This window comes from Nocardioides sp. Z30_9 (assembly GCF_058215735.1).
In genome coordinates, this window is the sequence record NZ_JBZAJF010000002.1 from 562713 (window position 1) to 585933 (window position 23221).

Annotated in this window: 25 protein-coding genes and 1 tRNA gene; 15 read left to right on the forward strand and 11 right to left on the reverse strand. The window is 71.1% G+C overall.

Annotation, left to right across the window (positions count from 1 at the left end; genetic code table 11):
• Positions 1-48: 48 nt before the first annotated feature.
• The 8 genes from AC4BGB_RS13355 (at position 49) to AC4BGB_RS13390 (ending at position 7739) form a co-directional block, all read left to right on the forward strand.
• Positions 49-945, forward strand: a complete 897-nt coding sequence (locus AC4BGB_RS13355) for a DMT family transporter (protein ID WP_490547368.1) — start codon at positions 49-51, stop codon at positions 943-945.
• 177 nt (positions 946-1122) lie between these two features.
• Positions 1123-2271: a pyruvate dehydrogenase (acetyl-transferring) E1 component subunit alpha gene (pdhA, locus tag AC4BGB_RS13360; protein ID WP_490547369.1), complete on the forward strand. Its 1149-nt coding sequence runs from the start codon at positions 1123-1125 to the stop codon at positions 2269-2271.
• Positions 2272-2279: 8 nt separating this feature from the next.
• Positions 2280-3263 carry an alpha-ketoacid dehydrogenase subunit beta gene (locus AC4BGB_RS13365; protein WP_490547370.1) on the forward strand — a complete coding sequence of 328 codons (984 nt, stop codon included), beginning with the start codon at positions 2280-2282 and terminating at the stop codon, positions 3261-3263.
• Position 3264: 1 nt separating this feature from the next.
• Complete coding sequence (locus tag AC4BGB_RS13370; RefSeq protein ID WP_490547371.1) at positions 3265-4743, forward strand: dihydrolipoamide acetyltransferase family protein; 1479 nt, start codon at positions 3265-3267, stop codon at positions 4741-4743.
• Between the two features lie 25 nt (positions 4744-4768).
• A complete protein-coding gene (locus AC4BGB_RS13375) occupies positions 4769-5680 on the forward strand; it encodes an ABC transporter ATP-binding protein (protein WP_490547372.1) in 912 nt (303 codons plus the stop codon).
• Positions 5680-6495, forward strand: a complete 816-nt coding sequence (locus tag AC4BGB_RS13380; protein ID WP_490547373.1) for a hypothetical protein — start codon at positions 5680-5682, stop codon at positions 6493-6495. The genes AC4BGB_RS13375 and AC4BGB_RS13380 overlap by 1 nt, the downstream gene beginning before the upstream one ends.
• A 132-nt stretch (positions 6496-6627) precedes the next feature.
• The gene (locus AC4BGB_RS13385) at positions 6628-7275 is read left to right on the forward strand and encodes a CDP-alcohol phosphatidyltransferase family protein (protein ID WP_490547374.1); all 648 of its coding nucleotides are present in this window, start codon (positions 6628-6630) and stop codon (positions 7273-7275) included.
• Positions 7272-7739: a VTT domain-containing protein gene (locus AC4BGB_RS13390; protein ID WP_490547375.1), complete on the forward strand. Its 468-nt coding sequence runs from the start codon at positions 7272-7274 to the stop codon at positions 7737-7739. Before AC4BGB_RS13385 ends, AC4BGB_RS13390 begins: the two co-directional genes overlap by 4 nt.
• A gap of 11 nt (positions 7740-7750) precedes the next feature.
• On the opposite strand, the gene AC4BGB_RS13395 is transcribed toward AC4BGB_RS13390, so the two are convergent.
• From AC4BGB_RS13395 to AC4BGB_RS13410, 4 genes are read right to left on the reverse strand one after another with little or no spacing between them, the layout of a single operon-like run.
• Positions 7751-8602, reverse strand: a complete 852-nt coding sequence (locus AC4BGB_RS13395) for an SDR family oxidoreductase (protein WP_490547376.1) — start codon at positions 8600-8602, stop codon at positions 7751-7753.
• Positions 8602-9462 (reverse strand): LLM class F420-dependent oxidoreductase, encoded by an 861-nt coding sequence (locus tag AC4BGB_RS13400; RefSeq protein WP_490547377.1) that lies wholly within the window; start codon positions 9460-9462, stop codon positions 8602-8604. Before AC4BGB_RS13400 ends, AC4BGB_RS13395 begins: the two co-directional genes overlap by 1 nt.
• 55 nt (positions 9463-9517) lie before the next feature.
• Positions 9518-10534, reverse strand: coding sequence for a Rossmann-fold NAD(P)-binding domain-containing protein (locus AC4BGB_RS13405; protein WP_490547378.1), 1017 nt, complete (start codon positions 10532-10534; stop codon positions 9518-9520).
• A 51-nt stretch (positions 10535-10585) separates the two neighbouring features.
• Positions 10586-11536 (reverse strand): hypothetical protein, encoded by a 951-nt coding sequence (locus tag AC4BGB_RS13410; RefSeq protein WP_490547379.1) that lies wholly within the window; start codon positions 11534-11536, stop codon positions 10586-10588.
• Positions 11537-11597: 61 nt separating this feature from the next.
• On the opposite strand from AC4BGB_RS13410, the gene AC4BGB_RS13415 reads away from it, so the two are divergent.
• Positions 11598-12209 (forward strand): hypothetical protein, encoded by a 612-nt coding sequence (locus tag AC4BGB_RS13415; RefSeq protein ID WP_490547380.1) that lies wholly within the window; start codon positions 11598-11600, stop codon positions 12207-12209.
• A gap of 207 nt (positions 12210-12416) precedes the next feature.
• Here AC4BGB_RS13415 and AC4BGB_RS13420 read toward each other — a convergent pair whose 3' ends face one another.
• Genes AC4BGB_RS13420 through AC4BGB_RS13435 form a run of 4 tightly spaced genes read right to left on the reverse strand, consistent with a single transcriptional unit; the run spans position 12417 to position 14902 of the window.
• Positions 12417-12893: a GNAT family N-acetyltransferase gene (locus AC4BGB_RS13420; protein ID WP_490547381.1), complete on the reverse strand. Its 477-nt coding sequence runs from the start codon at positions 12891-12893 to the stop codon at positions 12417-12419.
• A complete protein-coding gene (locus AC4BGB_RS13425; protein ID WP_490547382.1) occupies positions 12890-13831 on the reverse strand; it encodes an oxidoreductase in 942 nt (313 codons plus the stop codon). Before AC4BGB_RS13425 ends, AC4BGB_RS13420 begins: the two co-directional genes overlap by 4 nt.
• Complete coding sequence (locus tag AC4BGB_RS13430) at positions 13828-14661, reverse strand: maleylpyruvate isomerase family mycothiol-dependent enzyme (RefSeq protein WP_490547383.1); 834 nt, start codon at positions 14659-14661, stop codon at positions 13828-13830. The genes AC4BGB_RS13425 and AC4BGB_RS13430 overlap by 4 nt, the downstream gene beginning before the upstream one ends.
• A 16-nt stretch (positions 14662-14677) precedes the next feature.
• Positions 14678-14902, reverse strand: a complete 225-nt coding sequence (locus tag AC4BGB_RS13435; RefSeq protein WP_490547384.1) for a DUF6458 family protein — start codon at positions 14900-14902, stop codon at positions 14678-14680.
• A 123-nt stretch (positions 14903-15025) separates the two neighbouring features.
• On the opposite strand from AC4BGB_RS13435, the gene AC4BGB_RS13440 reads away from it, so the two are divergent.
• Both AC4BGB_RS13440 and AC4BGB_RS13445 read left to right on the forward strand, forming a co-directional pair.
• Positions 15026-15979, forward strand: coding sequence for an LLM class flavin-dependent oxidoreductase (locus AC4BGB_RS13440; RefSeq protein WP_490547385.1), 954 nt, complete (start codon positions 15026-15028; stop codon positions 15977-15979).
• Positions 15980-16032: 53 nt separating this feature from the next.
• Complete coding sequence (locus AC4BGB_RS13445) at positions 16033-18057, forward strand: acyltransferase family protein (RefSeq protein ID WP_490547386.1); 2025 nt, start codon at positions 16033-16035, stop codon at positions 18055-18057.
• A 45-nt stretch (positions 18058-18102) separates the two neighbouring features.
• Here the strand turns inward: AC4BGB_RS13445 and AC4BGB_RS13450 are convergent, their stop codons facing one another.
• Positions 18103-19980: an acyl-CoA dehydrogenase gene (locus AC4BGB_RS13450; protein ID WP_490547387.1), complete on the reverse strand. Its 1878-nt coding sequence runs from the start codon at positions 19978-19980 to the stop codon at positions 18103-18105.
• A 208-nt stretch (positions 19981-20188) separates the two neighbouring features.
• On the opposite strand from AC4BGB_RS13450, the gene AC4BGB_RS13455 reads away from it, so the two are divergent.
• Both AC4BGB_RS13455 and AC4BGB_RS13460 read left to right on the forward strand, forming a co-directional pair.
• Positions 20189-20647 (forward strand): RrF2 family transcriptional regulator, encoded by a 459-nt coding sequence (locus AC4BGB_RS13455; protein WP_490547388.1) that lies wholly within the window; start codon positions 20189-20191, stop codon positions 20645-20647.
• Positions 20648-20697: 50 nt separating this feature from the next.
• Positions 20698-21147: a nuclear transport factor 2 family protein gene (locus AC4BGB_RS13460; protein ID WP_490547389.1), complete on the forward strand. Its 450-nt coding sequence runs from the start codon at positions 20698-20700 to the stop codon at positions 21145-21147.
• Between the two features lie 147 nt (positions 21148-21294).
• Here AC4BGB_RS13460 and AC4BGB_RS13465 read toward each other — a convergent pair whose 3' ends face one another.
• Positions 21295-21930 carry a DUF2461 domain-containing protein gene (locus tag AC4BGB_RS13465; protein WP_490547390.1) on the reverse strand — a complete coding sequence of 212 codons (636 nt, stop codon included), beginning with the start codon at positions 21928-21930 and terminating at the stop codon, positions 21295-21297.
• A 61-nt stretch (positions 21931-21991) separates the two neighbouring features.
• Here AC4BGB_RS13465 and AC4BGB_RS13470 point away from each other — a divergent pair, with 61 nt between their 5' ends.
• Both AC4BGB_RS13470 and AC4BGB_RS13475 read left to right on the forward strand, forming a co-directional pair.
• The gene (locus tag AC4BGB_RS13470) at positions 21992-22522 is read left to right on the forward strand and encodes an RNA polymerase sigma factor (protein WP_490547391.1); all 531 of its coding nucleotides are present in this window, start codon (positions 21992-21994) and stop codon (positions 22520-22522) included.
• A complete protein-coding gene (locus AC4BGB_RS13475; RefSeq protein ID WP_490547392.1) occupies positions 22519-23085 on the forward strand; it encodes a hypothetical protein in 567 nt (188 codons plus the stop codon). The genes AC4BGB_RS13470 and AC4BGB_RS13475 overlap by 4 nt, the downstream gene beginning before the upstream one ends.
• Before the next feature lie 14 nt (positions 23086-23099).
• Here the strand turns inward: AC4BGB_RS13475 and AC4BGB_RS13480 are convergent.
• Positions 23100-23175, reverse strand: a tRNA-Gly gene (locus AC4BGB_RS13480).
• Positions 23176-23221: the final 46 nt, after the last annotated feature.

Genomic DNA, 23221 nt, shown 5'->3' on the forward strand with positions numbered 1-23221 from the left:
AGATCTAAGGTGGGGCGACACCCTGCCAGCCCACGGAACGGGAGACCGATGGCCAGCACCCGGCACCTCCCGTTCCTGCCCGCGGCCGGGTTCGTGCTGGTGTGGTCCTCGGGCTACATCGCCGGGCCGTACGGCGTGGAGGCGATGTCCCCGCTGATGCTGGTGGCGGTGCGGTTCCTGCTGGCGGCGGTGATCGCCTGGGCGCTCGCCCGGGTGCTCCGCGGACCGGTGCGGGTCACCAGGGCCGATGCCGTGCGGATCGGGCTCTCCGGCTTCGTGCTCAACGGGGTGCAGTTCGCCGCGATGTACATCGCCTTCGACGCGGGCCTGGGAGCCACGCTCGCCTCGTTGATGCACTCGCTGAGCCCGGTCCTGACCGCCCTGCTGGCCGCCGCGTTCCTGGGGGAGCGGCTCAGCCGGGTGCAGGTCCTCGGGTTCGTCATCGGTGTCGCCGGGGTGGTGCTCGTGCTGGGCCCCGACGTGGACCAGGCGGGCGGCACCGTGGGGATCCTGTGCGGGGTGGTGAGTGTGCTCGCCCTGAGCGCCGGCACGCTGGGGCAGCGCTGGATCGGGTACGCGCCGGACCCGCTGTGGTCCGGCGCGATCCAGTTCGGCGCGGCGGCTCCGCCGTTGCTCCTGCTCGCGGTGCTGGTGGAGGGGACCGGCGTCGTACGCGATCCGGCAGCGGCCGGGATCGCCCTGGTCTACCTGGCGGTGGTGAACTCGATCCTCGGTCTCGGGCTGCTCGGGATCCTGGTCCGGGCCCGTGGCGCCGGGGCGGCGGCGAGCGTGTTCTTCCTGATGCCGCCGGTGACGGCCGTGCTGGCCTGGCTGCTGCTCGGCGAGACGCTGAACACCCGGGAGGTGGTCGGTCTGGTGATCGCCGTCGTCGGCGTCGCGGCCGCCACCCGCAGCCGCCGGCCGCGGAAGTTCCAGCCCGCCTGACCGGGGGCGCTGGGTCACGGTCCGGATCGTCCGTTATCTTGTCGGGGGCGGTGTGGCCTGGGTCACAGTGCTCCCACCCAATCAATGGGCCGTCGGCCGCGCCATCCCTGCGACCGCCGACCCGCTGCACGTCGCGATCGCGGAGACCCCGCACTCGCCCGGAGACAGGAGTGTGTGATGCCCGATTTCGGTCCCGACCTCGTGGAGGCCTTCGGCCCCTCGCTGGCCGACGGCGGCCCGGAGCTGGTCCAGCTCCTCACCCCGGAGGGTGAGCGCGTCCACCACTCCGACTTCGACCAGGACTTCAGCGGCGACCAGCTGCGGGGCTTCTACCGCGACATGGTGATGACCCGCCGCATCGACACCGAGGCCACCGCCCTCCAGCGTCACGGCGAGCTCGGCATCTGGGCCCAGCTGCTGGGCCAGGAGGCCGCGCAGATCGGTGCCGGCCGCGCGCTGCGGCCCCAGGACCACGTCTTCCCCACCTACCGCGAGCACGGCGTCGCCTGGTGCCGCGGCATCGACCCGCTCAAGCTGCTCAGCCTCTTCCGCGGCGTCGACCACGGCAGCTGGGACCCCAAGGAGACCAACTTCGGCCTCTACACGATCGTGATCGGCGCGCAGACCCTGCACGCGACCGGCTACGCGATGGGGGTGCAGCGCGACGGCGCGGTCGGCACCGGTGACCCGGACCGGGACACGGCCGTGGTCGCACACTTCGGCGACGGCGCCAGCAGCCAGGGCGACGTCAACGAGGCGTTCATCTTCGCTGCCTCCTACAACGCGCCGGTCGTGTTCTTCTGCCAGAACAACCAGTGGGCCATCTCCGAGCCGATCGAGCGGCAGAGCCGGATCCCGCTCTACCAGCGGGCGCTGGGCTTCGGGTTCCCCGGCGTCCGGGTCGACGGCAACGACGTGCTCGCGACGTACGCCGTCACCCAGGCCGCCCTGCAGCGGGCCCGCGAGGGCAGCGGGCCCACGCTCGTGGAGGCCTACACCTACCGGATGGGCGCGCACACGACCACCGACGACCCCACCCGCTACCGGCTCTCCGACGACGTGGAGCGGTGGAAGCTCAAGGACCCGATCGCCCGGCTGGAGGTCTACCTGCGCCGCAACGGCCTGGCCGACGACGCCTTCGTCGCGGACCTCAAGGGTGAGGCCGACGACCTCGGGCACCGCCTTCGTGAGGGGTGCAAGGCGCTGCCCGACCCGGCGCCGCTGGACCTGTTCGACCACGTCTACGCCGAGGAGACCGTCGAGCTGCGCGAGCAGCGCGCCGGCTACGCCGCCTACCTGGAGAGCTTCGAGGGGGCCCAAGGATGAGCCCAGGGATGAGCACCCAGAAGATCACCCTCGCCAAGGGCCTGAACATGGGCCTGCGCAAGGCGATGGAGGACGACCCCAAGGTCCTGGTGATGGGCGAGGACGTCGGCAAGCTCGGCGGGGTCTTCCGGATCACCGACGGGCTGCAGAAGGACTTCGGCGAGGACCGGGTGATCGACTCGCCGCTGGCCGAGTCCGGCATCGTCGGCACCGCGGTGGGGCTGGCGCTGCGCGGCTACCGCCCGGTCGTAGAGATCCAGTTCGACGGGTTCGTCTACCCGGCGTACGACCAGATCGTGTGCCAGGTCGCCAAGATGAACTACCGCTCCAAGGGCAGGTCACCGATGCCGATGGTGATCCGGATCCCGTTCGGTGGCGGCATCGGGGCGGTCGAGCACCACTCCGAGAGCCCGGAGGCACAGTTCGCGCACACGCCGGGCCTGAAGGTGGTCGCCTGCTCGAACCCCGTGGACGGCTACTGGATGATCCAGCAGGCGATCGCCTCCGACGACCCGGTGGTGTTCCTCGAGCCCAAGCGGCAGTACCACGCGGACAAGGCCGACCTCGACGACTCCGCCACCCCCGAGCCGCTGTTCACCAGCCGCGTCGTGCGGCGGGGCACGGACGCGACGGTGCTCGCCTACGGCCCGATGGTGAAGATCGCGATGCGGGCCGCCGAGGCGGCCGCGACCGAGGGCCGCTCGCTGGAGGTGATCGACCTGCGCACGTTGAGCCCGCTCGACCTCGAGCCGGTCTTCGCGTCCGTACGCCGCACCGGCCGCGCCATCGTCACCCACGAGGCCCACGTCAACCTCGGCATGGGCGCCGAGGTGGCCGCGCGCATCCAGGAGGAGTGCTTCTACTCCCTGGAGTCGCCGGTGCTGCGGGTCGGCGGGTTCGACACCCCCTATCCGGCCTCCCGGATCGAGGAGGACTTCCTGCCCGACCTCGACCGGCTGCTCGACGCCGTCGACCGGTCGCTGGAGTTCTGAGATGGCCGACTACCTGCTGCCCGACGTCGGCGAGGGGCTCACCGAGGCGGAGATCGTGTCCTGGCGCGTGCGCGAGGGCGACGTCGTGGAGATCAACGACATCGTCGTGGAGATCGAGACGGCCAAGTCGCTGGTCGAGCTCCCTTCGCCGTACGCCGGGACGGTGACCGCCCTGCTCGTCTCCGAGGGCGACACCGTCGAGGTGGGAGCCCCGATCATCTCGATCGGCGAGGCCGCCGAGCAGCCCGCGGGGCCGGCCGACCTCAGTGGGATGGACCTCTCCAACCCCGCCGCCAGCGGGGGCGGTGAGGGGGAGAGCCTGGTCGGGCGCAACAAGGCCGACCGCGGGCCGGTGCGCCGTGCGCGCAGGGGTCCCGCGTCGCCGCCGACCGAGGCGGGCGCCGCGGCCCAGCTGCAGCTCCAGGGGGCGTTCGCGCCCGGCGGCGCCGAGTCCGCGGCCGTGGTCGAGGCGGACGAGCCGGCCGTCCCGGCGCACAGCGTGGCGCCGGCCGAAACGAGCCCCGAGCCGAGCCCCGAGCCGAGCTCCGGCCCGGATCGTCCCCGCGCCAAGCCCCCGGTGCGCAAGCTCGCCAAGGACCTCGGCGTGGACCTCGCCTCGCTGACCGGGACCGGCCCGGACGGGACGATCACCCGCGACGACGTGCAGGCCGCGGTCGCGGGGAGCGAGCCCACAGGGGTCGATCCTGCCGAAACCCCTCCGGCTGCGCGCGGGGGCGGGGTTTCGACAAGCTCGACCACCAGATCGGGCGGCGGGGAGCGGCGGGAGCCGGTGAAGGGCGTGCGCAAGGTGATGGCGCAGGCGATGGTGTCCTCCGCGTTCACCGCACCCCACGTGACCGAGTGGGTCACGGTCGACGTCACCCGGACGATGGAGTTCCTCGACCGGTTGCGGGAGCACCGGGAGTTCCGCGACGTGAAGGTGTCCCCGCTGCTGGTGCTCGCCCGGGCGGCGATGCTGGCGATGCGGCGTACGCCGGAGATCAACTCGTTCTGGGACGAGGCGGCCCAGGAGATCGTGTTCAAGGACTACGTCAACCTCGGCATCGCCGCGGCCACCCCCCGCGGGCTCGTCGTACCCAACATCAAGGACGCCGGCCGGCTCGGCCTGCTCGACCTCGCCCGGTCGCTGAACCAGCTCACCGCAGTCGCCCGCGAGGGGCGGACGCAGCCGCCCGAGATGGCGGGCGGGACCTTCACGATCACCAACGTCGGTGTGTTCGGGATCGACGCCGGCACGCCGATCGTCAACCCGGGGGAGTCCGCGATCCTGTGCCTGGGTGCGGTGCGGAAGATGCCGTGGGTGGTTTCGGCAGGCTCGACCGACGAGATCGTCGTACGCCAGGTCACCCAGCTCGCGCTCAGCTTCGACCACCGCCACGTCGACGGGGAGAAGGGGTCGCGGTTCCTCTCCGACGTTGCTGCGATGATGCAGGACCCAGCAGCAGCGCTGATCTACTGACGCTGCGACGAGTCCAAGGAGCAGCGTGGCGGCCGGAGCCCGGATCGAGATCACCAACCTGACCAAGAAGTTCGGCAGCTTCACCGCAGTCGACGACCTCACCTTCACGGTGGAGCCGGGGCGGATCACCGGCTTCCTCGGCCCCAACGGCGCGGGGAAGACCACCACCCTGCGGATGGCGCTCGGGCTGGTCCGGCCCACCTCGGGCGGCGTCACCATCGACGGCCAGGCGTACGCCGACCTCGGCAACCCGCTCGCCACGGTCGGTGCTGCGCTCGAGGCGACGAACTTCCACCCGGGCCGCTCCGGGCGCGACCACCTGCGGGTGATGGCCTCGACCCACGGGATCCCGGACACCCGCGTGGACGAGATGCTCGAGCTCACCGGGATCCCCGCGTTCGCGCGGCGCCGGGCCGGTGCGTACTCGATGGGCATGCGGCAGCGGCTCGCCCTCGCGGCGGCACTGCTCGGCGACCCGAAGGTGCTGATCCTCGACGAGCCAGCCAACGGGCTCGACCCCGAGGGCATCCGCTGGCTGCGCGGGTTCCTCTCCCGGCTCAGCCGTGAACAGGGCAAGACGATCCTGGTCTCCAGCCACCTGCTCCTCGAGGTCGCCCAGACCGTCGACGACGTGGTGATCCTCGCCAACGGCAGGCTGGTCCGGCAGGGCAGCATGTCCGAGCTGAGCGGCACCGCCACGGCGCGGGTGCGCACCTCCGACCCGGTCCGGCTGGCCGAGGCGCTGCTGGCGGCCGGGCTCGGCTCGACCACCGCCGCGGACGGCCTGCTGACCGTCGAGACCGACGACCTGCGTCAGGTCGGCGACGTGGCCCTGACCGCCGGGCTGCCGGTCTGGGAGCTGCGTGCGCAGCGTCCCGACCTCGAGCAGCTGTTCCTGTCCCTCACCGAGGGCACCAACCGCAACCAGGTGGCCTGATGAACGTCTCCTTCCCCCGCGTCGTGCGCTCCGAGCTGCTCAAGTTCTTCACCACCCGGCTGTGGTGGGGGATGGCGATCGGCATCTTCCTCGCAGGCGCTGCGTTCGCGCTCCTCTTCGGCATCCTGTTCACCTCCGACGCCGCCACCACCGCGGGCGGGCAGGCCGGGATGCCGACCGGTGACGACCTGCAGATCGCCAACAGCGTCTACACCGCCGGGATCAGCTTCGGCTACCTGCTGATGCTGACCATCGGGGTGATCCAGATCGGTGCCGAGTACCGGCACAGCACCATCACCACGACCTTCCTCGCCGTCCCGCGCCGCGCGACGGCGATGCTCGCCAAGGTGGTGGCACTGCTGATCATCGGTGTCGTCTACGGGGTGATCAGCCTGTTGGGCTCGGTGTCGGTGGGCGCGCTCACGCTCAGTCTTCGTGGGGCCGACGCGTTCCCCTCCGCCGAGGTGCTGCGCACGCTGGCGCTGAGCCTGCTCGTGCTCGGGCTGTGGGCACTGATCGGGCTCGGCATCGGCATCCTGATCCCCAACCAGGTCGCCGCCCTGCTCGTCGGCATCGGCGTGGCCTGGATCGTGGAGCCGCTGGTCGGCCTCGCGATCAGCGCCTGGGACTTCGGTGCCGAGCACATTGCGCCGTTCATGCCGACCGAGGCGACCAACGCCGTGGTGAACGCGGTGCAGAACTCCCCGGACGCCACCCGCCTGAGCTGGTGGGCCGCGGCCATCGCGCTCGGGTGCTGGGCAGCGGCGCTCTCCGGGATCGGGGTCCTGCTCACCACGCGGCGCGACGTGAGCTGAGGCCGGCCCCCTTTGGCCCGGCGGCTTACGTAGGACCCTGTGCGCACCCCGGTGTCCAGAAGACTCGAACTCGGGGGCCGTACAGGGTCATGCCTGATGGGATATTCGCCCGCGCGGGCCTAGCGTTGGCACATGACCGAGCCAGGCAGGGTCACGGCCGACCCGTCGCGGGAGCGACTGCAGACGCCGGCGACCATCGTGACGATGGTCCGCACCGTCGCCTCCGTGGCGCTCGCGGCGACGGCCGCGGGCCAGGAGAGCCTGACGCTGCTGGTGATCGCGCTGGTCGTGCACTGGGTCGGTGACTCCCTCGACGGCCTGGTGGCCCGCGTCCTGGACTGCGAGACCCGTACGGGCGCGGTGATCGACATCTTGTGCGACCGGCTCTGCGTGGCCGGCTTCTACGTCGGGCTGGCCTGGCTGGAGCCGCACCTCGCCCCGGCGATCTTCGTCTACCTGACCATGTTCATGGTGGTCGACTGCTTCCTCTCGCTCAGCTTCCTCGCGTGGCCGATCACCAGCCCCAACTACTTCTACGTGATCGACCGCGGGCTGTGGCTGCGGAACTGGTCGCACCCCGCCAAGGCGGTGAACTCCGGCCTGTTCGCGATCCTGCTCCTGACGACGGGGTGGATGTGGGTGGGACTGGCGATCGCGACAGCCCTGCTCGTGGCCAAGTGCTGGTCGGTGGTCAGCCTGCTCCGCATCGGGATGCCGGTCCCGTCCGACCCGGAGGGGGTCCTGGGGCAGCCACGGGCGGGCAACCTCGCCCGCCCGTGAAGCTCGTCCTGACCACGCTGCTGGTGGCCTTCGGATCGGCGCTGCTGCCGTTCGTCAACATCGAGGCCTACCTGGCGGCCGTCGGCGCGGCGATCCGCGACGTCGGGGTGTGGCAGGTCGCCGGTGCCGCTGCCATCGGGCAGACGGCCGGCAAGGTGCTGCTGTACTCCGCGGCCGACTGGGCGATGAACCTCCCCTGGCTGCGCAGGAAGATGTCCTCCGCCAAGTGGACGAGGTCCTACGAGCGGTGGCGGGCCTGGATCGCCGACCACCCTCGCGGGACGGTCGCCCTGCTGTTCTTCTCGGCCTCGGCCGGCATCCCGCCGCTCTACGTGATCGCCGTGCTCGCCGGACAGTTCCGGGTGAACTTCTGGCTGTTCCTGAGCACCTGCCTCGTCGGCCGCTACCTGCGCTTCCTGGTGCTGCTCGGGGCGGCCGACTGGATCGTCGTACGCCTCACCTGAGCCGGGGCAGGTCAGGGCGAGCGGAGCGCCTTGAGCTTGGTGACCGCACTGCTGATCGCGTCCATCGCGCCCAGCGCGATCTTGGGGACGTTCATGCCGGCGGGCTTGAGCGGGTGCAGCAGCGCGTCGGTGCCGCCGTCGGCGAACACCACCGAGCCGACCATCAGGCTGGCCTCCTCGGAGAGCAGGAACGCCACGATGGCGGCGATCTCCTCGGGGCGACCGGGGCGGTTCAGCGCGGTGGGATAGGCGTCGGCGAACACACCGAGCTTGGGGTCCTTGCGCAGCTGCTCGGTCATCGGGGTGGCGATCATCCCGGGCGCGACGGCGTTGACCCGGATGCCGGCTCCGGCCCACTCGGCCTTGATCCCCTCGCGGCGGGCCCAGTACGCGAGCGCCGCCTTGGTCGCCGGGTAGATGTTCACCGCGTCCTCGCCGGAGGCGAGGCGCCGCGCCTTCTCCTCGTCGTCGGCGAGGCACGCGGCGGTCACGTCGGCGTTCCAGCCCGGCTGGGCGGTGACCGAGTTGGAGCTGATCAGGACCACGCTGGAGCCATCCCCCATCTGCGGCCGCAGGGCCGTGACCAGGCCGATGGCGCCGAAGAAGTTCAAGGAGACCACCAGCTGCGGGTCGACCCCGGTGAGGCCGGCGACCCCCGCGCACGGGACGACGCCGTCGACCTTGTCGGTCAGCCGGGCCACCTCGGCGGCTGCGCTGTCGCGGCCCGACTGGGTGGCGAGGTCGCCGATGACGTCGGTGTCGCGCAGGTCGACCCCGATCACGGTGTGGCCGTCGTGGCGCAGCCGGGTGGCGATCGCGGCCCCGATGCCCGAGGCGGCGCCGCTGACGACGTACGTGCTCATCAGGCCGCCTCGGTCGGGCGGTTCAGTGAGGCGCCCAGCCGCGCGATGAACGCGACCACGTCCTCGGCACTCCGGTCCGGAAGTCCGAACATCACCTCGTCGACTCCGAGTGCTTCCCAACGCTCCAGCTGGCCCGGCTCGAGCCGGCTGGTCAGGAGTACGACGATGCGCGGGTCGCCCGCACGGCCTGCGTCGGCCCATGCCTGGTTGAGGGCGGCGACCCGGTCCTCGATGTCGGTCTCGATCGGCGTGGTGATCCACCCGTCGGCGTTCGCGACGATCCAGTCGAAGTTCTTCGGCGTACCGCCTGCACCGACGAGGATCGGGATCCGGGGCTGCTGGACCGGCTTGGGGTAGGCCCAGCTCGGCTTGAGGCTTGCGAACTCGCCCTCGTAGGAGGCCACCTCCTCGGTCCACAGCCGCTGCATCAACTCGAGGTACTCGCGCAGCACGGTGCGCCGTTTCTTGCCGGGGACGCCGTGGTCCTCGAGCTCCTCGACGTTCCAGCCGAAGCCGACGCCGAGCGTGACCCGGCCGCCGGAGAGGTGGTCCAGGGTGGCCAGGGTCTTCGCCAGGGTGATCGGGTCGTGCTCCATCGGCAGCGCGACCGCGGTGCCGAGCCGGATCGTGCTGGTCACCGCCGCCGCGGTCGCCAGCGAGACCCACGGATCGAGGATGCGCAGGTAGCGGTCGTCGGGGAGCTCACCGCCGGTCCCGGGGTGGGCCGAGTCCCGGCTGGTGGGGATGTGCGAGTGCTCCGGCACGTAGAAGCCGTGGAATCCGGCCTCCTCGGCGGCGCGGGCCGCGTCCGCGGGAGTGATGCCGCGATCGCTGGTGAAGAGCACGACAGATTTGTCCATTGGGTCATCAAAACTGAAACACGTTCTATTGTCGAGTGGCGTGGGCGAACTCGGCTCACACGAGGATCGTGTGCCAGTCGTCGAGCAGGTCCTGCTCCTCGGCGCGGGTCAGGCCGGTGCGCGGCGCGTCCGGCGCCGCGCGCAGCCACGCGAGGGTGTCGCGGGCCGTCTCCTCGACGGGGCGTGGGCGCAGCCCGGCCGCCAGGGTCGCGGTGACGTCGTGGGTGGTCATCCCGCGGCTCTCCTCGGGCAGCCACAGCGGCAGGGAGCGCGGGCCGGCCCAGTAGGTGACGTTGCGCTCGAGCAGGAAGTCGGCGGGCGCCCAGGTCACGGTCGCCTCCGCGCCGGCCGGGCCGACGGCCAGGGCCACGGCGTCGACGAGGTCGCCCAGGCGGCTGGTGGGCCCGGTGGCGTCGTACACCCCGGTGCGGCGCTGCTCGGCGCAGGAGACGATCCAGGCGGCGAGGTCGCGTACGTCGATCGCCTGGGCCTCGCGGTCCGGGGACTCCGGCGCGAGCACGTCGCCGCCCTCGGCGAGCCGCTCGACCCAGTAGGTGAACCGGCCGCTCGGGTCGCCCGGGCCGATGATCACCCCGGGGCGGACCACCAGCGCCTCGTGGGCCCGGGTCCTGACCAGCTGCTCGCAGGCCACCTTGTTCGAGCCGTGCTGCTCGGGGGAGTCCTCGTCGAGGTCGCTGCCGGCCGCCGGGAGCAGGGCCGGGAGCAGGGCCGGGAGCAGGGGGAGTGTCTCGGGCGTGCCGCCGGGGGTCGACTGGTCGGCGTACACGCTGATCGTGGAGACGAAGGTCCAGTGCGGGACCCGGTCGGCCAGTGCCTCCAGCGCCGCCGCGACCCAGGACGGCGTCCGGGCCACGTCGACGACCGCGTCCCACTCGCCCTGCAGCGCCGACCAGTCCGGGCGCTGCCGGTCCAGCGGGACGTGCCGGGCGCCGTCGGGAACCGGGCCGGAGAGCCCGCGCGCGGCGCAGGTGACGTCGTGCCCGCGGGTGACGGCCTCCGCCGCGACCGCCCGGGAGAGGAACTGGGTGCCGCCGAGGACGAGGAGTCGCATTCGCTCAACCTGCTACGAGTCCGGTGCAGCGCGCAAGGACGAGGGGACGCCTCAGTAGCCCGGGATTCGGATCACCAGCTCGTCGCCGCGGACCGCGATCGTGCCGGAGAAGGCGAACGGGACGGTGTCGGTGACCTGCTCGGTGGCACCGGTCTCGCGGTCACGGACGACTCCGGTCATCCGTCCCAGCGGCGGGTCCGGGGTGCTCAGCTGCCAGTCCGCGGCGCCCGCCTCGACGCTGGTCCGGGGGTAGGAGTCCAGCGTCCACTGCGAGGACTCGAGCCCCCCGACGAACGCCTTGCGGGCGGGACAGCCGGCCGGGCGGTTGCCCCGCAGCGGCTCCGTGCAGCGCTTCACGAAGGACCGCGCCGCCCGGTCGACCTGCGCCCGGCCAGCAGGACGCAGCCGGGCCGGGAACTCCAGCCCGTCGCTGCGCAGGCTGCGGGTGTCGACCCGCTGGGTGGGGCCGTGGTCGACGTAGCGGTCCGCGCCACCGACGCCCACGTCGTACTCGCCCGGTGGCAGGTAGAACGACTGCCCCTCGCCGGGCAGCGGGCCGACGTCCACCTGCACCCCGCTGATGGACACCGACGTCACACCCGGACCACGCAGCTTGATCGTGGGCAGCGCGGAGCCGACGAACTCCCCGGAGCGACGCAGCTCGGGCTCGAGCCACGGCCTCGACTCCTGGTCAGGGAGGCGCAGGGCGTAGCGCACCGAGTCCAGGTCCGTGTCGGTCCGCTCGAGCTCGACCTCCTGGCCGGCCAGGGCGCCACGCTCCAGCACGGCGTCGGTCAGTAGGGCGGTGGAGACGGCGTACCGGCGATCCTCGACGAGCTCGATCGCCGCGGCCGAGTCGGCGTCCACCAGCGCGCGCTCGAGGGCCTCCACGCGTCCCTGGGCGCTGCCCGGATCCGGCGCGGAACCACCCGGGCCGCACGCCGCGGACACAGCGAGGGCGGGGCCGAGAAGCCACACCAGTGCGCCCCGGGCCCGCGTCATCGGGTGAGCATGGCAGACGTTTCGCCCCGCCGGACGTGACCTGCGACCTAAAATCGGGAGGGTGCACAGACTCCTGGCTGCGGCCATCTCCTTGCTGGTGATCGGCGCGGCCCTGGTCGTCGCCGCCCCCGCCGGATCGGCTGCCTCACCCTGGCGAGCCGTGGTCACCTTCGACAAGTCCTGGCAGAACCCGTCCAGCTCGCGCCTGGTCTGGGAGCTCCAGCAGCGCCGGGCCGGTGCCTGGAAGACCGTGGAGACCCGCAGCTGGCGGGCCGGCTCAGGAATGCTCGGCCGCGCGGGGGTCAACTCCTGCGCCAAGAACAAGGGCTGGCTGCCCAACGGCACCTACTCGATGCGCCAGCACGACAACTACCCCGGCAACCTGATCAAGGGCCGTGCCTTCCGGATCGACGACAAGACCTGCCCGAACGGCACCCGCCGCGTGGACCTGTTCATCCACACCGAGCAGGGCCGGGGCAACCGGCAGTGCCGTGACCGCCGTGGCGACCAGGTCTGCCGCTGGGAGGTGCCCCGCATCAACGACTACAAGTCGGCCGGCTGCATCAAGCTCGCCCCCCGAGACCTCGCCGAGCTGGTCCGCCTCTACCAGCGCCACTTCTCCGCCAACGTGAGGTACTCCAAGAACCAGGTCGTCCTCCGCGTCGTCAACTGAGCACGCCGAGCGGGCAATTGCGTCCCGCCGTAGCGCGCCGAGCGGGCAGAAATGTCTCGCGAAAACGTCTCGAGCGGGCAGTAATGGTCGGCCGAGATCGGCGGGTGCGGACACAATCGCCCGCTCAGCGGCCACGGCGCGACGTTTGTGCCCGGTCGGCGGGCTACGGCGTGACGTTTGTGCCCGGTCGGCGAGCTACGGCGGGACTCAGGTGGGGAGGGTCTTGAGGAACATCGAGACGAGGTGGCCGGCGGAGACGCGTTGGCCGACCTCGGCGAAGCCGCGCGCGTGGTGGAAGGTGAGGGAGGCGTGGTTCGGGGGATCGAGGTTGACCTCGAGGGCGAACAGCGGGCGCCCGCAGGTCGACTCCAGCTCGTCGTAGACCTGGGTGCCGAGCCCGCGGCGACGGAAGTCCTCGTGGATGACCACCCGGTCGAGGTAGCAGAAGTTGTCGAAGCGCCGGGAGAACCAGCCGAAGTTCTCCCCGTCGTACGCCGAGCCGGAGGCGAACGTGATCACGAAGCCCGCGAACTCGCCGTCCACGTCGATGACCGCCGCCGTGTCGGCGAGCTCCACGAGCTGCTCCAGCCGGGGCTCGTCGAGCGGGGCGAGCACCTCCACGTTGCGCTCGTTGAGCGCCAGCACGTCAGCGTGGTCGGCAGCGGTGATGGGTCGCAGGATCACTGGTCGAGGAACCTCACGCCGGTGGCCTCCTCGCTGATCTCCCACAGCCGGCGCTGCGCCTCCCGGTCGGTGGCCAGCTTGCGCGGGTTCACGATCCGCGGATGGCCCTTCATCTGCAGGACGCCGCTCGGGCCGACGTAGGTCGACCCCGGCAGGTCGGCCGTGGCCGCCATCAGGGTGGGCAGCGCTCCCAGCTCCGGCGGCTGCCCGGCGACCTCGAAGACCGCCTGCATGATGGTGGCGCTCCACCGCAGCCGCTGCTTGGTGTTGCCGTGGTTGCGACCGGCGCCCATCAGTCCGGTCGCGGAGTAGCCGGGGTGGGCGGCGAGGCCCTTGACCGGCACGCCGAGCTCACGGGCACGGCGGTCGAGCTCGAGCACGAACATCAGGTCGGCGAGCTTGGACTTCGCGTAGCCGCGGTAGCGACCGTAGTGGCCGCTCTCGTCCCGGGGGTCGTCCAGCGGCGGGGTCCGGGTTAGCCGGCTGGCCTGCGAGGCGACCGCGACGACCCGCCCGTCGCCGGAGGCCGCGAGCTGGGGCAGCAGCAGCCCGGTGAGCGCGAACGGCCCGAAGTAGTTGGTGGCCATCTGGAGCTCGAAGCCGTCGTCGGTGCGGTGGTACGGCGTGGCCATCACGCCTGCGTTGTTGATCAGGATGTCCAGCGGCCCCTCGACCTCGGTCACCGCCTTCCGGATCGAGGCGAGGTCGGAGACGTCGATCGACAGCGGATGCAGCTGCGCGCTGGGAGCCTCCTCGGTGATCGTCGCGATGGAGGCCTTGAGCTTGTCGGCGTTGCGGGCGCCGAGGATGACGTGCGCGCCGTGGCGGGCGAGCTCGATCACCGTCTTCTCACCGATGCCGCTGGTGACCCCGGTGACCAGGGCGCGCTTGCCGGTCAGGTCGGGGATGTCCTCGGGGCTCCAGGGCCTCGCGCTCACGGGGTCACCGCCAGCGAGGCGAGCAGGCGGCGGGCCAGGTCCTCGTCCCCCTCGATCCGGGCCTGCACGGACTCCGGTCCCCGTCGGCCGCCCGCGAGCACCACGAAGTCCTCGGGGGTCAGGGTCACCGAGACGTCCGGCGCGGCCGCGTCGTCAGTCGCGGTGGCGCGGCCGTCGGCGCCGACGCGCACGGTCCAGTCGAGGCCTGCCTCCGGTACGGCGAGACGGACCGTCGTGCCGATCGGCGGGGCGAGCCGCTTGCCCACCACCATCGGCAGGGCCCGGCCGAAGACCGCCAGCACGTGCCCGGCCGCGGGGGAGTCGTAGCCTCCCGGGCGGTCGACGGCGCGGCGTACGTCCTGGTCGTGCATCCACACGTCCAGCGGGCGGTTGCTCAGCAGGGTCTGGTTGTCCCACGGCATCCCGGCCGGGGTCAGCGGTGCGGCCGCCGCGGGATCCGTCGGCGGCTCGTCCTGCAGCTGCGCGTAACGGGTCGCCACGGCGTGCTCGATCTCGTCGGCGAGCGCTGACAGGTCGTGACCGCGGCGGGCCTCGACCCCCTGCTCGGTGTAGTAGCCGAGCAGCCCGCGCATGTGCGGTGCCTCGGCGACCTCGATCGTCTCCTCTGGGGTCCCGGCGAGCACTGCCTCGAGGTGGGCGATGTGCGCGACGACGTCCCGGACGGTCCACCCCGCGAGGTCGGTGGGGAGGTCCGCCTGGTCCGGGGAGATGGTGCGCACGAGGGCGACGAAGTCCGCGCACGCCCCGTGCCACAGGTCGACGAGATGGCCCAGCCGGGCGTCGGTCGGGGCCTGCGGGGCGTCAGTCATGGCGGACAGCGTACGGCTAGGCCGGCGGGTCGACCCGGCGTTCCTCGACCACGTGGGTCGAGCGTGAACGCTGCCGGTTCATGACCAGCGCCAGCACGATCGCGAGCGCGCCCAGGAGGATCAGGATCCACCCAAGCGTGTCGGTCGCGACGACGTCGTCGACGCTCGCGGGCAGGTCAACCACGTCCAGGGCGAGGATGAGGCCGACCAGCAACAGGACGACTCCGAGTCCGATTCCCATGGTGATGCTCCCTTCGGTTGCGGCGAGTGTCCCCCATCAGGGGCCCGCGAAACCGGGAATCAGGTCACGCGCGTCATGCGTGGACAAAGAAACTAAAACCTATCGACTTGCTACCTTATTGGCATGAGCTTGACCTTCCACTGGTTCCTGCCGGCGTACGGCGACCCTGGTTCCCCGGCTCCCGGCAGGCCCGGCTCCTCCGGCGGCGAGTCCCGGCCCGCCACGCTGCAGCACCTCAAGGCGGTGGCCGCGGCCGCCGAGCGGTCCGGCTTCGAGTCGGTACTGGCCCCGGACGCACCTTCGGGCGAGGACGCCTGGCTGACCGCGGCGATGCTCGCCGAGGGGACCGAACGGCTGAAGTTCACCGTCACCGTGCGCCCAGACCTGCTCGGCCCGGTCCTGGCCGCACGCATGGCCGCGACCTTCCAGCGGTACTCCGGTGGCCGCCTCCTGCTGAACGTGGTCGCGGGCGGGGACTCACCCGACGAACGGCAGCGTCAGGCCCACACGGCGCAGCTGGTCACCGGCCTGCGCCGGGAGTGGGCGAGCGACGTGCCCCTGCCGCAGGTCCTGCTCGGCGGGACCTCGCCGCAGGCCGGGGTGGTGGCGGCCGAGCACGCGAACACCTACCTGACGCCGGGGGAGCCCGCATCCGCGGTCGCCGGCAAGATCGACTGGATCCGCCGGCTGGCCAGCGAGCGCGGACGTGCCCTGTCCTACGGCATCCGCCTGCACGTGGTCGCGCGGGAGACCAGTGCCCGGGCCCGCGCCGAGGCCGAGCGGCCGGGGCAGTGGCTCCACGGTGACGCCGGGCCGGCCCTGGTCGGGTCCTACGAGGAGGTCAGCGAGCGGATCAGCGAGTACGCCGACCTCGGCATCGACCACTTCGTCGTCTCCGGCCACCCGGACCCCGAGGAGCCGGCGCGGTTCGCCGAGGGCGTCGTACCCGCGCTGTCTCGTCGTGGCCTGGTCACCGACGAGGCGGACGAGGCAGGCGAGCGCGAGGAGACCGGCGCGCGCGCCGGGGAAGGAACCGGCCGGCGAGCACCGCTGGCGGTGCCTGCAACCTCCTCCTGACCCGTCCGCACGGCGCCGCTGATCGACCGATCCCGCTCGATAGGCTCGCGCGGGTGTGGACCTATCGCCCGGCACTGGACGGCCTGCGCACCGTGGCGGTCTACCTCGTCCTCCTCTTCCACGCGGACCTCCCCCAGGTGCCCGGCGGCTTCATCGGCGTCGACGTCTTCTTCGTGCTCTCCGGCTTCCTGGTCAGCAACGTCATCCTGAGCGAGTTCGACCGCACCGGCACGCTGGGCCTCGGCGCCTTCTACGGCCGGCGCATCCGCCGGCTGCTGCCGGCAGCGGTGCTCGTGATCGTCTCGACGGTCGCGCTGTTCCTGATCATCGCCTCGGTCGTACGCCGGCTGCCGATGATCGGCGACGCCCAGGCCTCCCTGCTCTACGTGGCGAACTGGCACTTCCTGACCACGGCCAACGACTACTTCGCGGCGGAGAACGACCCGAGCCCGTTCCTGCACTTCTGGTCGCTCTCGATCGAGGAGCAGTTCTACTTCTTCTTCCCGGCGCTGTGCCTGCTCCTCGCCCGGACCGGGGCCCGCTGGGAGCGCCACCTGACCCGGGTCGTGGTGGTGCTCGTCGTGGCCTCGGTCGCCAGCCAACTGGTGTGGTCGCAGGTGAGCGCCAACCACGCCTACTACGGCACCGACGCCCGGATCTACCAGCTCCTCGCCGGCGTGCTGCTGGCGCTGGTGCTGCGCCGCTGGGCCTCCTCGGGCCAGGTCCCGCAGGCGGTGCAGGGAGCGCTCGCGATGGCGGCGACAGCCGGGGCGCTGGCGCTGGCGCTGCTCGCCTTCGGCCTCGCCGACCTGACGCCGACCTGGCGCGGGCTAGGCGCGACCGTCGCCACGGTGGCGGTGATCGCCGGGCTCAGCCTGGTCCCGGGCGCCGGGCTCACCCGGCTGCTGGCCCGGCCGACGCCGGTCTACCTCGGCAAGATCAGCTACGGCACCTACCTGTGGCACTGGCCGGTGATCCTCGTGCTCAAGGAGTTCCTCGCCGTGAGCCCGGCGACGATCGCCGTCATCGCCTTCGGGCTCAGCACCGGTCTCGCCGCCCTGTCCTTCCAGGTCTTCGAGTCCCCGATCCGGCGCGCCCCGGCGCTGAACCGGTTCGGCTGGAGGGTGCTCGGCGTCGGGGTCGTGACCAGTGCGCTGGTCGCCGTGCTGGTGCCCGGGGTGCTCGACAGCCCGCGCAAGCCCTCGTTGGTCGCCTCGGGCGGCACCGAGGCGACGCGACCGGTCGACGCCACCGCAGAGGGACGCCAGCCGGTGCCCGACATCGACTTCGAGCAGGTGTCCAAGGACGTGGGCACGATCCGCACGTGTCCCGCGGACCAGCCCGAGCAGTGCACCGTCGTACGCGGCAAGGGCCCGCACCTGCTGGTGGTGGGCGACTCCCAGGCCGAGATGTTCGGGCCGATGATGGCGAAGCTGGCCGAGGAGCACGACTTCACCTACTCCGAGAACATCCTGTTCGGCTGTGCCTGGACGGTCGGCCTGGTCAACAAGAGGGTCAGCGAGAAGCTCCAGCAGCGCTGCGCCCAGAACCGCGACGACTGGTACGAGAAGGCGTTGCCCAAGCTCCAGCCCGACGTGGTGCTGCTGGTGCAGAAGCCCCGCGAGACCAAGATGTGGGAGAAGCTGCTCGTCAACGCCGACGACACCAACGACACCCTGGAGCAGCGGCAGGCCCGCGCCACCGAGCGCACCCTGGCGATGCTCGCCGAGGGGCCCTGGAAGGTGCTCGTGCTGGAGTCGGTGCTCACCCCGGGCACCTTCCGGGCCGTGGAGTGCCTGGCCTCGGCGAAGATCATCGGCGAGTGCGCCGTACCCCTGCCGCGGAGCGCTCCCCGGGCTGACTCCTACTACCGCGAGGTTGCGGCGCAGCGCGACGACGTGTGGACCGCCAACGTCAACCCGGTGATCTGTCCCCGGGGGCCGCTGTGCCTGCCCGTGCGCGACGACACGGTCGTGTGGCGCGACCGGGACCACCTCACGGTGAGCTTCACCCAGCGCTTCCGCGACGAGATCTGGGCCGAGCTGAAAAAGTCAGATGCCCTCCGCGGCTTCGAGTGAAGCGCGGAGGGCACCTGAGGTACTGCGAGCCAGGCGGGGCCTGACCTAGAAGGCGGCTTCGTCGAGCTCCATCAGGGAGAGGTCGACGGCCTCAGCGATGGCCAGCTCGGCGCTGAGCTTCGGCAGGTTGTACTGCGCGAAGAACTGCGCAGCCGCGACCTTGCCCTCGTAGAAGGCCTTGTCCTTCGCGGAGACCTCGCCACCCAGCTTCTCCAGCGCCACCTCGGCGCCCTTGAGCAGCAGCCAGGCGCAGACGACGTCGCCGAGCACCATCAGCAGGCGGGAGGTGTTCAGGCCCACCTTGTAGATGTTCTTGATGTCGCCACCCTCGGCGGACTCGTCCGCGCTCATCAAGGTGTTGATCATCAGACCGACCAGCGCCTGGGCGTCCTCGAGCGCCTTGGCCAGGAGCTCGCGCTCGGCCTTGAGCCGCCCGTTGCCGCCCTCGCTCTTGAGGAAGCCCTCGATCTCGCCCGCGAGGTAGCCCAGGGCCTTGGCCTGGTCCTTGACGATCTTGCGGAAGAAGAAGTCCTGGCCCTGGATCGCGGTGGTGCCCTCGTAGAGGGTGTCGATCTTGGCGTCGCGGACGTACTGCTCCACGGGGTACTCGGTCAGGAAGCCGGAGCCGCCGTAGGTCTGCAGGGACTCGGTGCCGAGCAGCACCCACGAGCGCTCCGAGCCGTAGCCCTTCACGATCGGCAGCAGCAGGTCGTTGACCCGCATCGCCAGCTCGTCGGTCTCGCCGTTGTGCTCGGCGATCTGCACCCGGTCCTGCCAGGAGGCCGTGTAGAGCACCAGCGAGCGCATCGCCTCGGAGAACGACTTCTGCACCATCAGCGAGCGTCGTACGTCGGGGTGGTGGGTGATCGTGACGCGCGGGGCGGTCTTGTTCGCGGACTCGGTCAGGTCGGCGCCCTGCACGCGGGTCTTGGCGAACTCGAGCGCGTTGAGGTAGCCGGTGGAGAGGGTGGCGATGGCCTTGGAGCCGACCATCATCCGGGCGTTCTCGATCACCTGGAACATCTGGGCGATGCCGTCGTGGACCTCGCCGAGCAGCCAGCCCTTGGCGGGCTCGCCGCCGCCGACGCCGGGGTCGCCGAAGGTGAGCTCGCAGGTGTTGGACACCTTGATGCCCATCTTGTGCTCGACGTTGGTGACGTAGGCGCCGTTGCGCTCGCCGGTGAGCTCACCGGTCTCGTGATCGAAGTGGATCTTGGGGACGATGAACAGGCTCAGGCCCTTGGTGCCCGGCCCGCCCTTGCCCTCGACGCCCTGGGGACGCGCCAGCACCATGTGGATGATGTTGTCGCACAGGTCGCTCTCGGCGGAGGTGATGAACCGCTTCACGCCGGTGATGTTCCAGGACCCGTCCTCGTTGAGGGTCGCCTTGGCGCGGCCGGCGCCGACGTCGGAGCCGGCGTCGGGCTCGGTGAGCACCATGGTGGTGTTCCAGCCCTTGTCGATGATGATCTGGGCGATCTTCTTGTCCCGCTCGTTGCCGTTGCGGTGGATGATCGAGGCGAAGGCCGGGCCGGCGCCGTACATCCAGATCGGGGCGTTGGCGCCGAGCACCATCTCGCCCAGTGCCCAGACCAGGCTGGCGGGGGCGGGGGTGCCGCCGAGCTCCTCGGGGAGCTGCAGGCGCCAGTACTCCGCCTCGTGCCAGGCCTGGTAGCTCTTCTTGAACGACTCGGGCAGCGGGGCGGTGTGGGTCTCGGGGTCGAAGACCGGGGGGTTGCGGTCGCTGTCCTCGTAGGAGTCAGCCAGGTCCTCGCGGGCGAGACGCTCCACCTCGGTCAGGATCGAGCGGGCGGTCTCGGCGTCGATCGCCTCGAAGGGACCGGCCCCCAGGACCTCGTCACGCCCGAGCACCTCGAAGAGGTTGAACTCGATGTCGCGGATGTTGCTCTTGTAGTGGCTCACGAACCCACCTGCATCTGTGTTGGTCGGAACTCGGCCGTGCGGTTGCTACTGGCCGGTAACAACCAGTATCTGCCGCGGGAGCGCCGCACGCAAGCGCTTCCGCATTTTGTGACCGGCGCCATGCCCGGATCCGGGCGCGCCGAGGTCGCTGGGCGGTCGGGTGAGTCGTGCAGGTCCGGTAAATGAAGCGATCTGACAGACTTCGGGCATGCGAGTCTCCGCCAAGGCTGATTACGCCCTCCGGGCACTCATCGAGATCGCGAACCGCGACGACGGGCGGCCGGTGAGCGCGGAGGAGCTCGGCAAGCTCCAGGAGATCCCGCACGGCTTCCTGCAGGCGATCCTGGCGGACATGCGCCGCGCCGGCATCGTGGTCAGCCAGCGCGGCCAGTCCGGCGGCTGGCGGCTGGCGACCAAGCCGTCCCAGGTCAGCGTCGCCGACGTGATCCGTGCGGTGGACGGCCCCCTGGTCAGCGTCTACGGGCTGCGCCCCGAGGCGGTCTCCTACAACGAGTCGGCGCAGATCCTGCAGCACGTGTGGATCGCGGCCCGCAGCAGCCTGCGCGAGGTGTTCGAGAACGTGACCATCGAGGGCCTCGCCGCCCGCACGCTGCCCGACGACGTCGAGGCGCGGACCAAGGACGACGACGCCTGGCAGCCGCACTGAGCCGTTCCGCAGGCCTGGGAGCCAGAACTGGAACACGTTACAGTTCGCCGATGATCGAATCCGAGTTCATCTCCTGGGAGGCGCCCGACGGCGACCACCCCGTACGCCGCCTCTCCCAGCGCTCCTACGACCTCGTCTCGCGCAAGCAGAAGGACGAGTGGCTCACCCTGTGGGCCGAGGACGCCGTGGTGGAGGACCCGGTCGGGCCGTCGTTCTTCGACCCCGACGGCAAGGGCCACCACGGGATCGAGGCGATCAGCGCCTTCTGGGACCTCGCGATCGCCCCGGTGAAGACGTTCCGGTTCACCATCCGCGACTCCTTCGCCAACGGCAACGCCTGCGCGAACATCGGCACCTTCAGCACCGAGCTCGAGGACGGCAGCCTCGCCGACACCGACCTGATCGCCGTCTACCGGATCGACGACGAGGGCAAGCTGGTCTCGATGGCCGCCCACTGGGAGGTCGAGCGGACCCTCGCGACGTTGCGCAAGCCGGAGTAGGCCGGGCGGGGTGGGGCGGCGTACGCGGGCGCGAAGTTCGCGCGGGTCTCAGGCTCGCGCCGACCCAGGTCCCGCATTTGCTGGCAAATGTCGGTCGGATCGCGGCGCGGGATGCATTTTCCCAGCAATTGCGTGGCCCGGGTCGCCTCAGCCGATCGCGTCGACGCGGGCGCGGATCCACTCCACGAGGGGGCGCAGGGCGCGCCAGTCGTCGCGGACGCGGTCGAGGAGGTCGGGGGTGTTCAGGTTCTCGAAGCCGTAGGACTTGGTCATCGACAGTGACTTGTAGCGGAGCAGCTCGATGCGGGGGTGGTCGGCGGCGTACCCGCGGGGCGTGGTCTTGAGCTGGTCGCCACCGATCTCGAAGCCGTCCTTGGCGAGGTCACGCAGGATCCGCTCGAGCTCCATCCCGGAGTGCTCCACGTCGATGGCCGTGCGGATCCGGCTCAGGTCCGGGGCTGCCGCGTGGTAGTAGCCGCCGCTGACCCGGACGCCGGGGGAGCCGACCTCGACGTAGTAGCCCGTGGCCGGCCCGACGGCCACGATCGCGCCCTGGTGGTTCTTGTAGGGCGTCTTGTCCTTGGCGAAGCGGACGTCGCGGTAGGGCCGGAACACCTTGGCCGGACCGAACTCCTCGGCGAGCTCCGCGGTCAGCGCGAGCATCGGCTGGCGCACCGAGGAGTCGTAGACGTGCTTGTGCGCCTCCCAGAACGACTTCGTGTTGTCCAGCTCGAGGTCGTCGTAGAAGTCAAGGGCGGCGTCAGGGAAACCGGTGAACGTCACGCCAGCCACCATATGTTCGACGGCCGCGGTCACAATCGCGCGGTGCCGGACACTACCGGGCATGGACTCCTCGCAGGAACGATTCACCGAGCTGTGGCACGAGCAGGGGCCTCACGTGCTGGCCTTCGCTCGGCGTCACGTCGGTCCGGAGGCCGCGAACGACGTGGTGGCGGAGACCTTCATGGTTGCCTGGCGGCGCTGGAACGACGTGACCGATCCCCCGATCGCCTGGCTGCTGGTGGCTGCCCGCAAGGTCATCCAGAACCGAGCCCGGACGGTACGGCGTCACCGCGCCCTGGAGGAGCGGGTCGCACTGCTCGACGGGGTGGCTTCCTACGCCGCCGACTCGGCCGACATGGCCCTCACCCGGCGCGAGGCCCTGGAACGGCTCGCTCGACTCGACGAGAAGCATCGCGAGGCGCTGCTCCTCGTCAGCTGGGACGGGCTCTCGAACGACCAGGCAGCAGCCGTCCTGGGCGTCAAGCCGGCAACGTTTCGCCGACGACTCAGCCGCGCGCGGGCAGCCCTGCTCCACGGGTCGACGCCGCCGCGACCAGAACTCCGACCGACGCCCCTGAAGGAGCTGCCATGAACATCCTCGAGCGGATCCGCCCGGAACCGCAGCCTCTCGACGCCGCCTGGTCGGCCGCCACGCTGCAGCACATCCTCACCAGCGGTGAGCCTGCTGTACGACGCTCCCGCGCCACCGTCCGACGCCGGACTCTCGCGAGTGCCCTGGCTGCCGCCGTCGCCGTCGCCGCTGCAGTGGTCGGTGCCACCACCATCGGCACTTCACCCGCCTTCGCCGTGGAGCAGCGTGAGAACGGTGACGTGGTGATGACCATCAACCGGCTCACGGATCCCGCAGGCCTGGAGCGGGCGCTGGGCGATCACGGCATCGAGGCGCAGGTGACCTACCTGTCCACCCAGATCCCCTCCGACCTCGACGACGGCTCCGAGCCGTCGCCCTGCGGGTCAGGCGAGGGCGTCGGGGCCACGGTCGATCCGTCGGACGCCGGTGGCTTCGCGGTCACGTTCGAGCGGGCGTACCTCGAGGCGCATCGCGGGGCCGAGCTCTCGCTCACGGCTGCGGGAGGAAGCTCGGCAGGCGACTGGGCCGGGCTGAAGCTGGAGTGGAGCGACGGTCGCTGCTGAGACTGCGACCCACATGGAGCGGATGACGAGATTCGAACTCGCGACATCGACCTTGGGAAGGTCGCGCTCTACCAGCTGAGCTACATCCGCACGCCGGGCCCGAGTGCTGCTTCGGACGCCGACGCAGGAGAGGTTA

What these genes read in the sequence shown, in the direction of transcription:
- AC4BGB_RS13355 (WP_490547368.1), top strand. Translation starts at nt 49, where the DNA reads ATGGCCAGCACCCGGCACCTCCCGTTCCTGCCCGCGGCCGGGTTCGTG.
- pdhA (WP_490547369.1), top strand. Translation starts at nt 1,123, where the DNA reads ATGCCCGATTTCGGTCCCGACCTCGTGGAGGCCTTCGGCCCCTCGCTG.
- AC4BGB_RS13365 (WP_490547370.1), top strand. Translation starts at nt 2,280, where the DNA reads ATGAGCACCCAGAAGATCACCCTCGCCAAGGGCCTGAACATGGGCCTG.
- AC4BGB_RS13370 (WP_490547371.1), top strand. Translation starts at nt 3,265, where the DNA reads ATGGCCGACTACCTGCTGCCCGACGTCGGCGAGGGGCTCACCGAGGCG.
- AC4BGB_RS13380 (WP_490547373.1), top strand. Translation starts at nt 5,680, where the DNA reads ATGAACGTCTCCTTCCCCCGCGTCGTGCGCTCCGAGCTGCTCAAGTTC.
- AC4BGB_RS13385 (WP_490547374.1), top strand. Translation starts at nt 6,628, where the DNA reads ATGACCGAGCCAGGCAGGGTCACGGCCGACCCGTCGCGGGAGCGACTG.
- AC4BGB_RS13395 (WP_490547376.1), bottom strand. Translation starts at nt 8,602, where the DNA reads ATGAGCACGTACGTCGTCAGCGGCGCCGCCTCGGGCATCGGGGCCGCG.
- AC4BGB_RS13400 (WP_490547377.1), bottom strand. Translation starts at nt 9,462, where the DNA reads ATGGACAAATCTGTCGTGCTCTTCACCAGCGATCGCGGCATCACTCCC.
- AC4BGB_RS13405 (WP_490547378.1), bottom strand. Translation starts at nt 10,534, where the DNA reads ATGCGACTCCTCGTCCTCGGCGGCACCCAGTTCCTCTCCCGGGCGGTC.
- AC4BGB_RS13410 (WP_490547379.1), bottom strand. Translation starts at nt 11,536, where the DNA reads ATGACGCGGGCCCGGGGCGCACTGGTGTGGCTTCTCGGCCCCGCCCTC.
- AC4BGB_RS13430 (WP_490547383.1), bottom strand. Translation starts at nt 14,661, where the DNA reads ATGACTGACGCCCCGCAGGCCCCGACCGACGCCCGGCTGGGCCATCTC.
- AC4BGB_RS13435 (WP_490547384.1), bottom strand. Translation starts at nt 14,902, where the DNA reads ATGGGAATCGGACTCGGAGTCGTCCTGTTGCTGGTCGGCCTCATCCTC.
- AC4BGB_RS13440 (WP_490547385.1), top strand. Translation starts at nt 15,026, where the DNA reads ATGAGCTTGACCTTCCACTGGTTCCTGCCGGCGTACGGCGACCCTGGT.
- AC4BGB_RS13455 (WP_490547388.1), top strand. Translation starts at nt 20,189, where the DNA reads ATGCGAGTCTCCGCCAAGGCTGATTACGCCCTCCGGGCACTCATCGAG.
- AC4BGB_RS13460 (WP_490547389.1), top strand. Translation starts at nt 20,698, where the DNA reads ATGATCGAATCCGAGTTCATCTCCTGGGAGGCGCCCGACGGCGACCAC.
- AC4BGB_RS13470 (WP_490547391.1), top strand. Translation starts at nt 21,992, where the DNA reads ATGGACTCCTCGCAGGAACGATTCACCGAGCTGTGGCACGAGCAGGGG.
- AC4BGB_RS13475 (WP_490547392.1), top strand. Translation starts at nt 22,519, where the DNA reads ATGAACATCCTCGAGCGGATCCGCCCGGAACCGCAGCCTCTCGACGCC.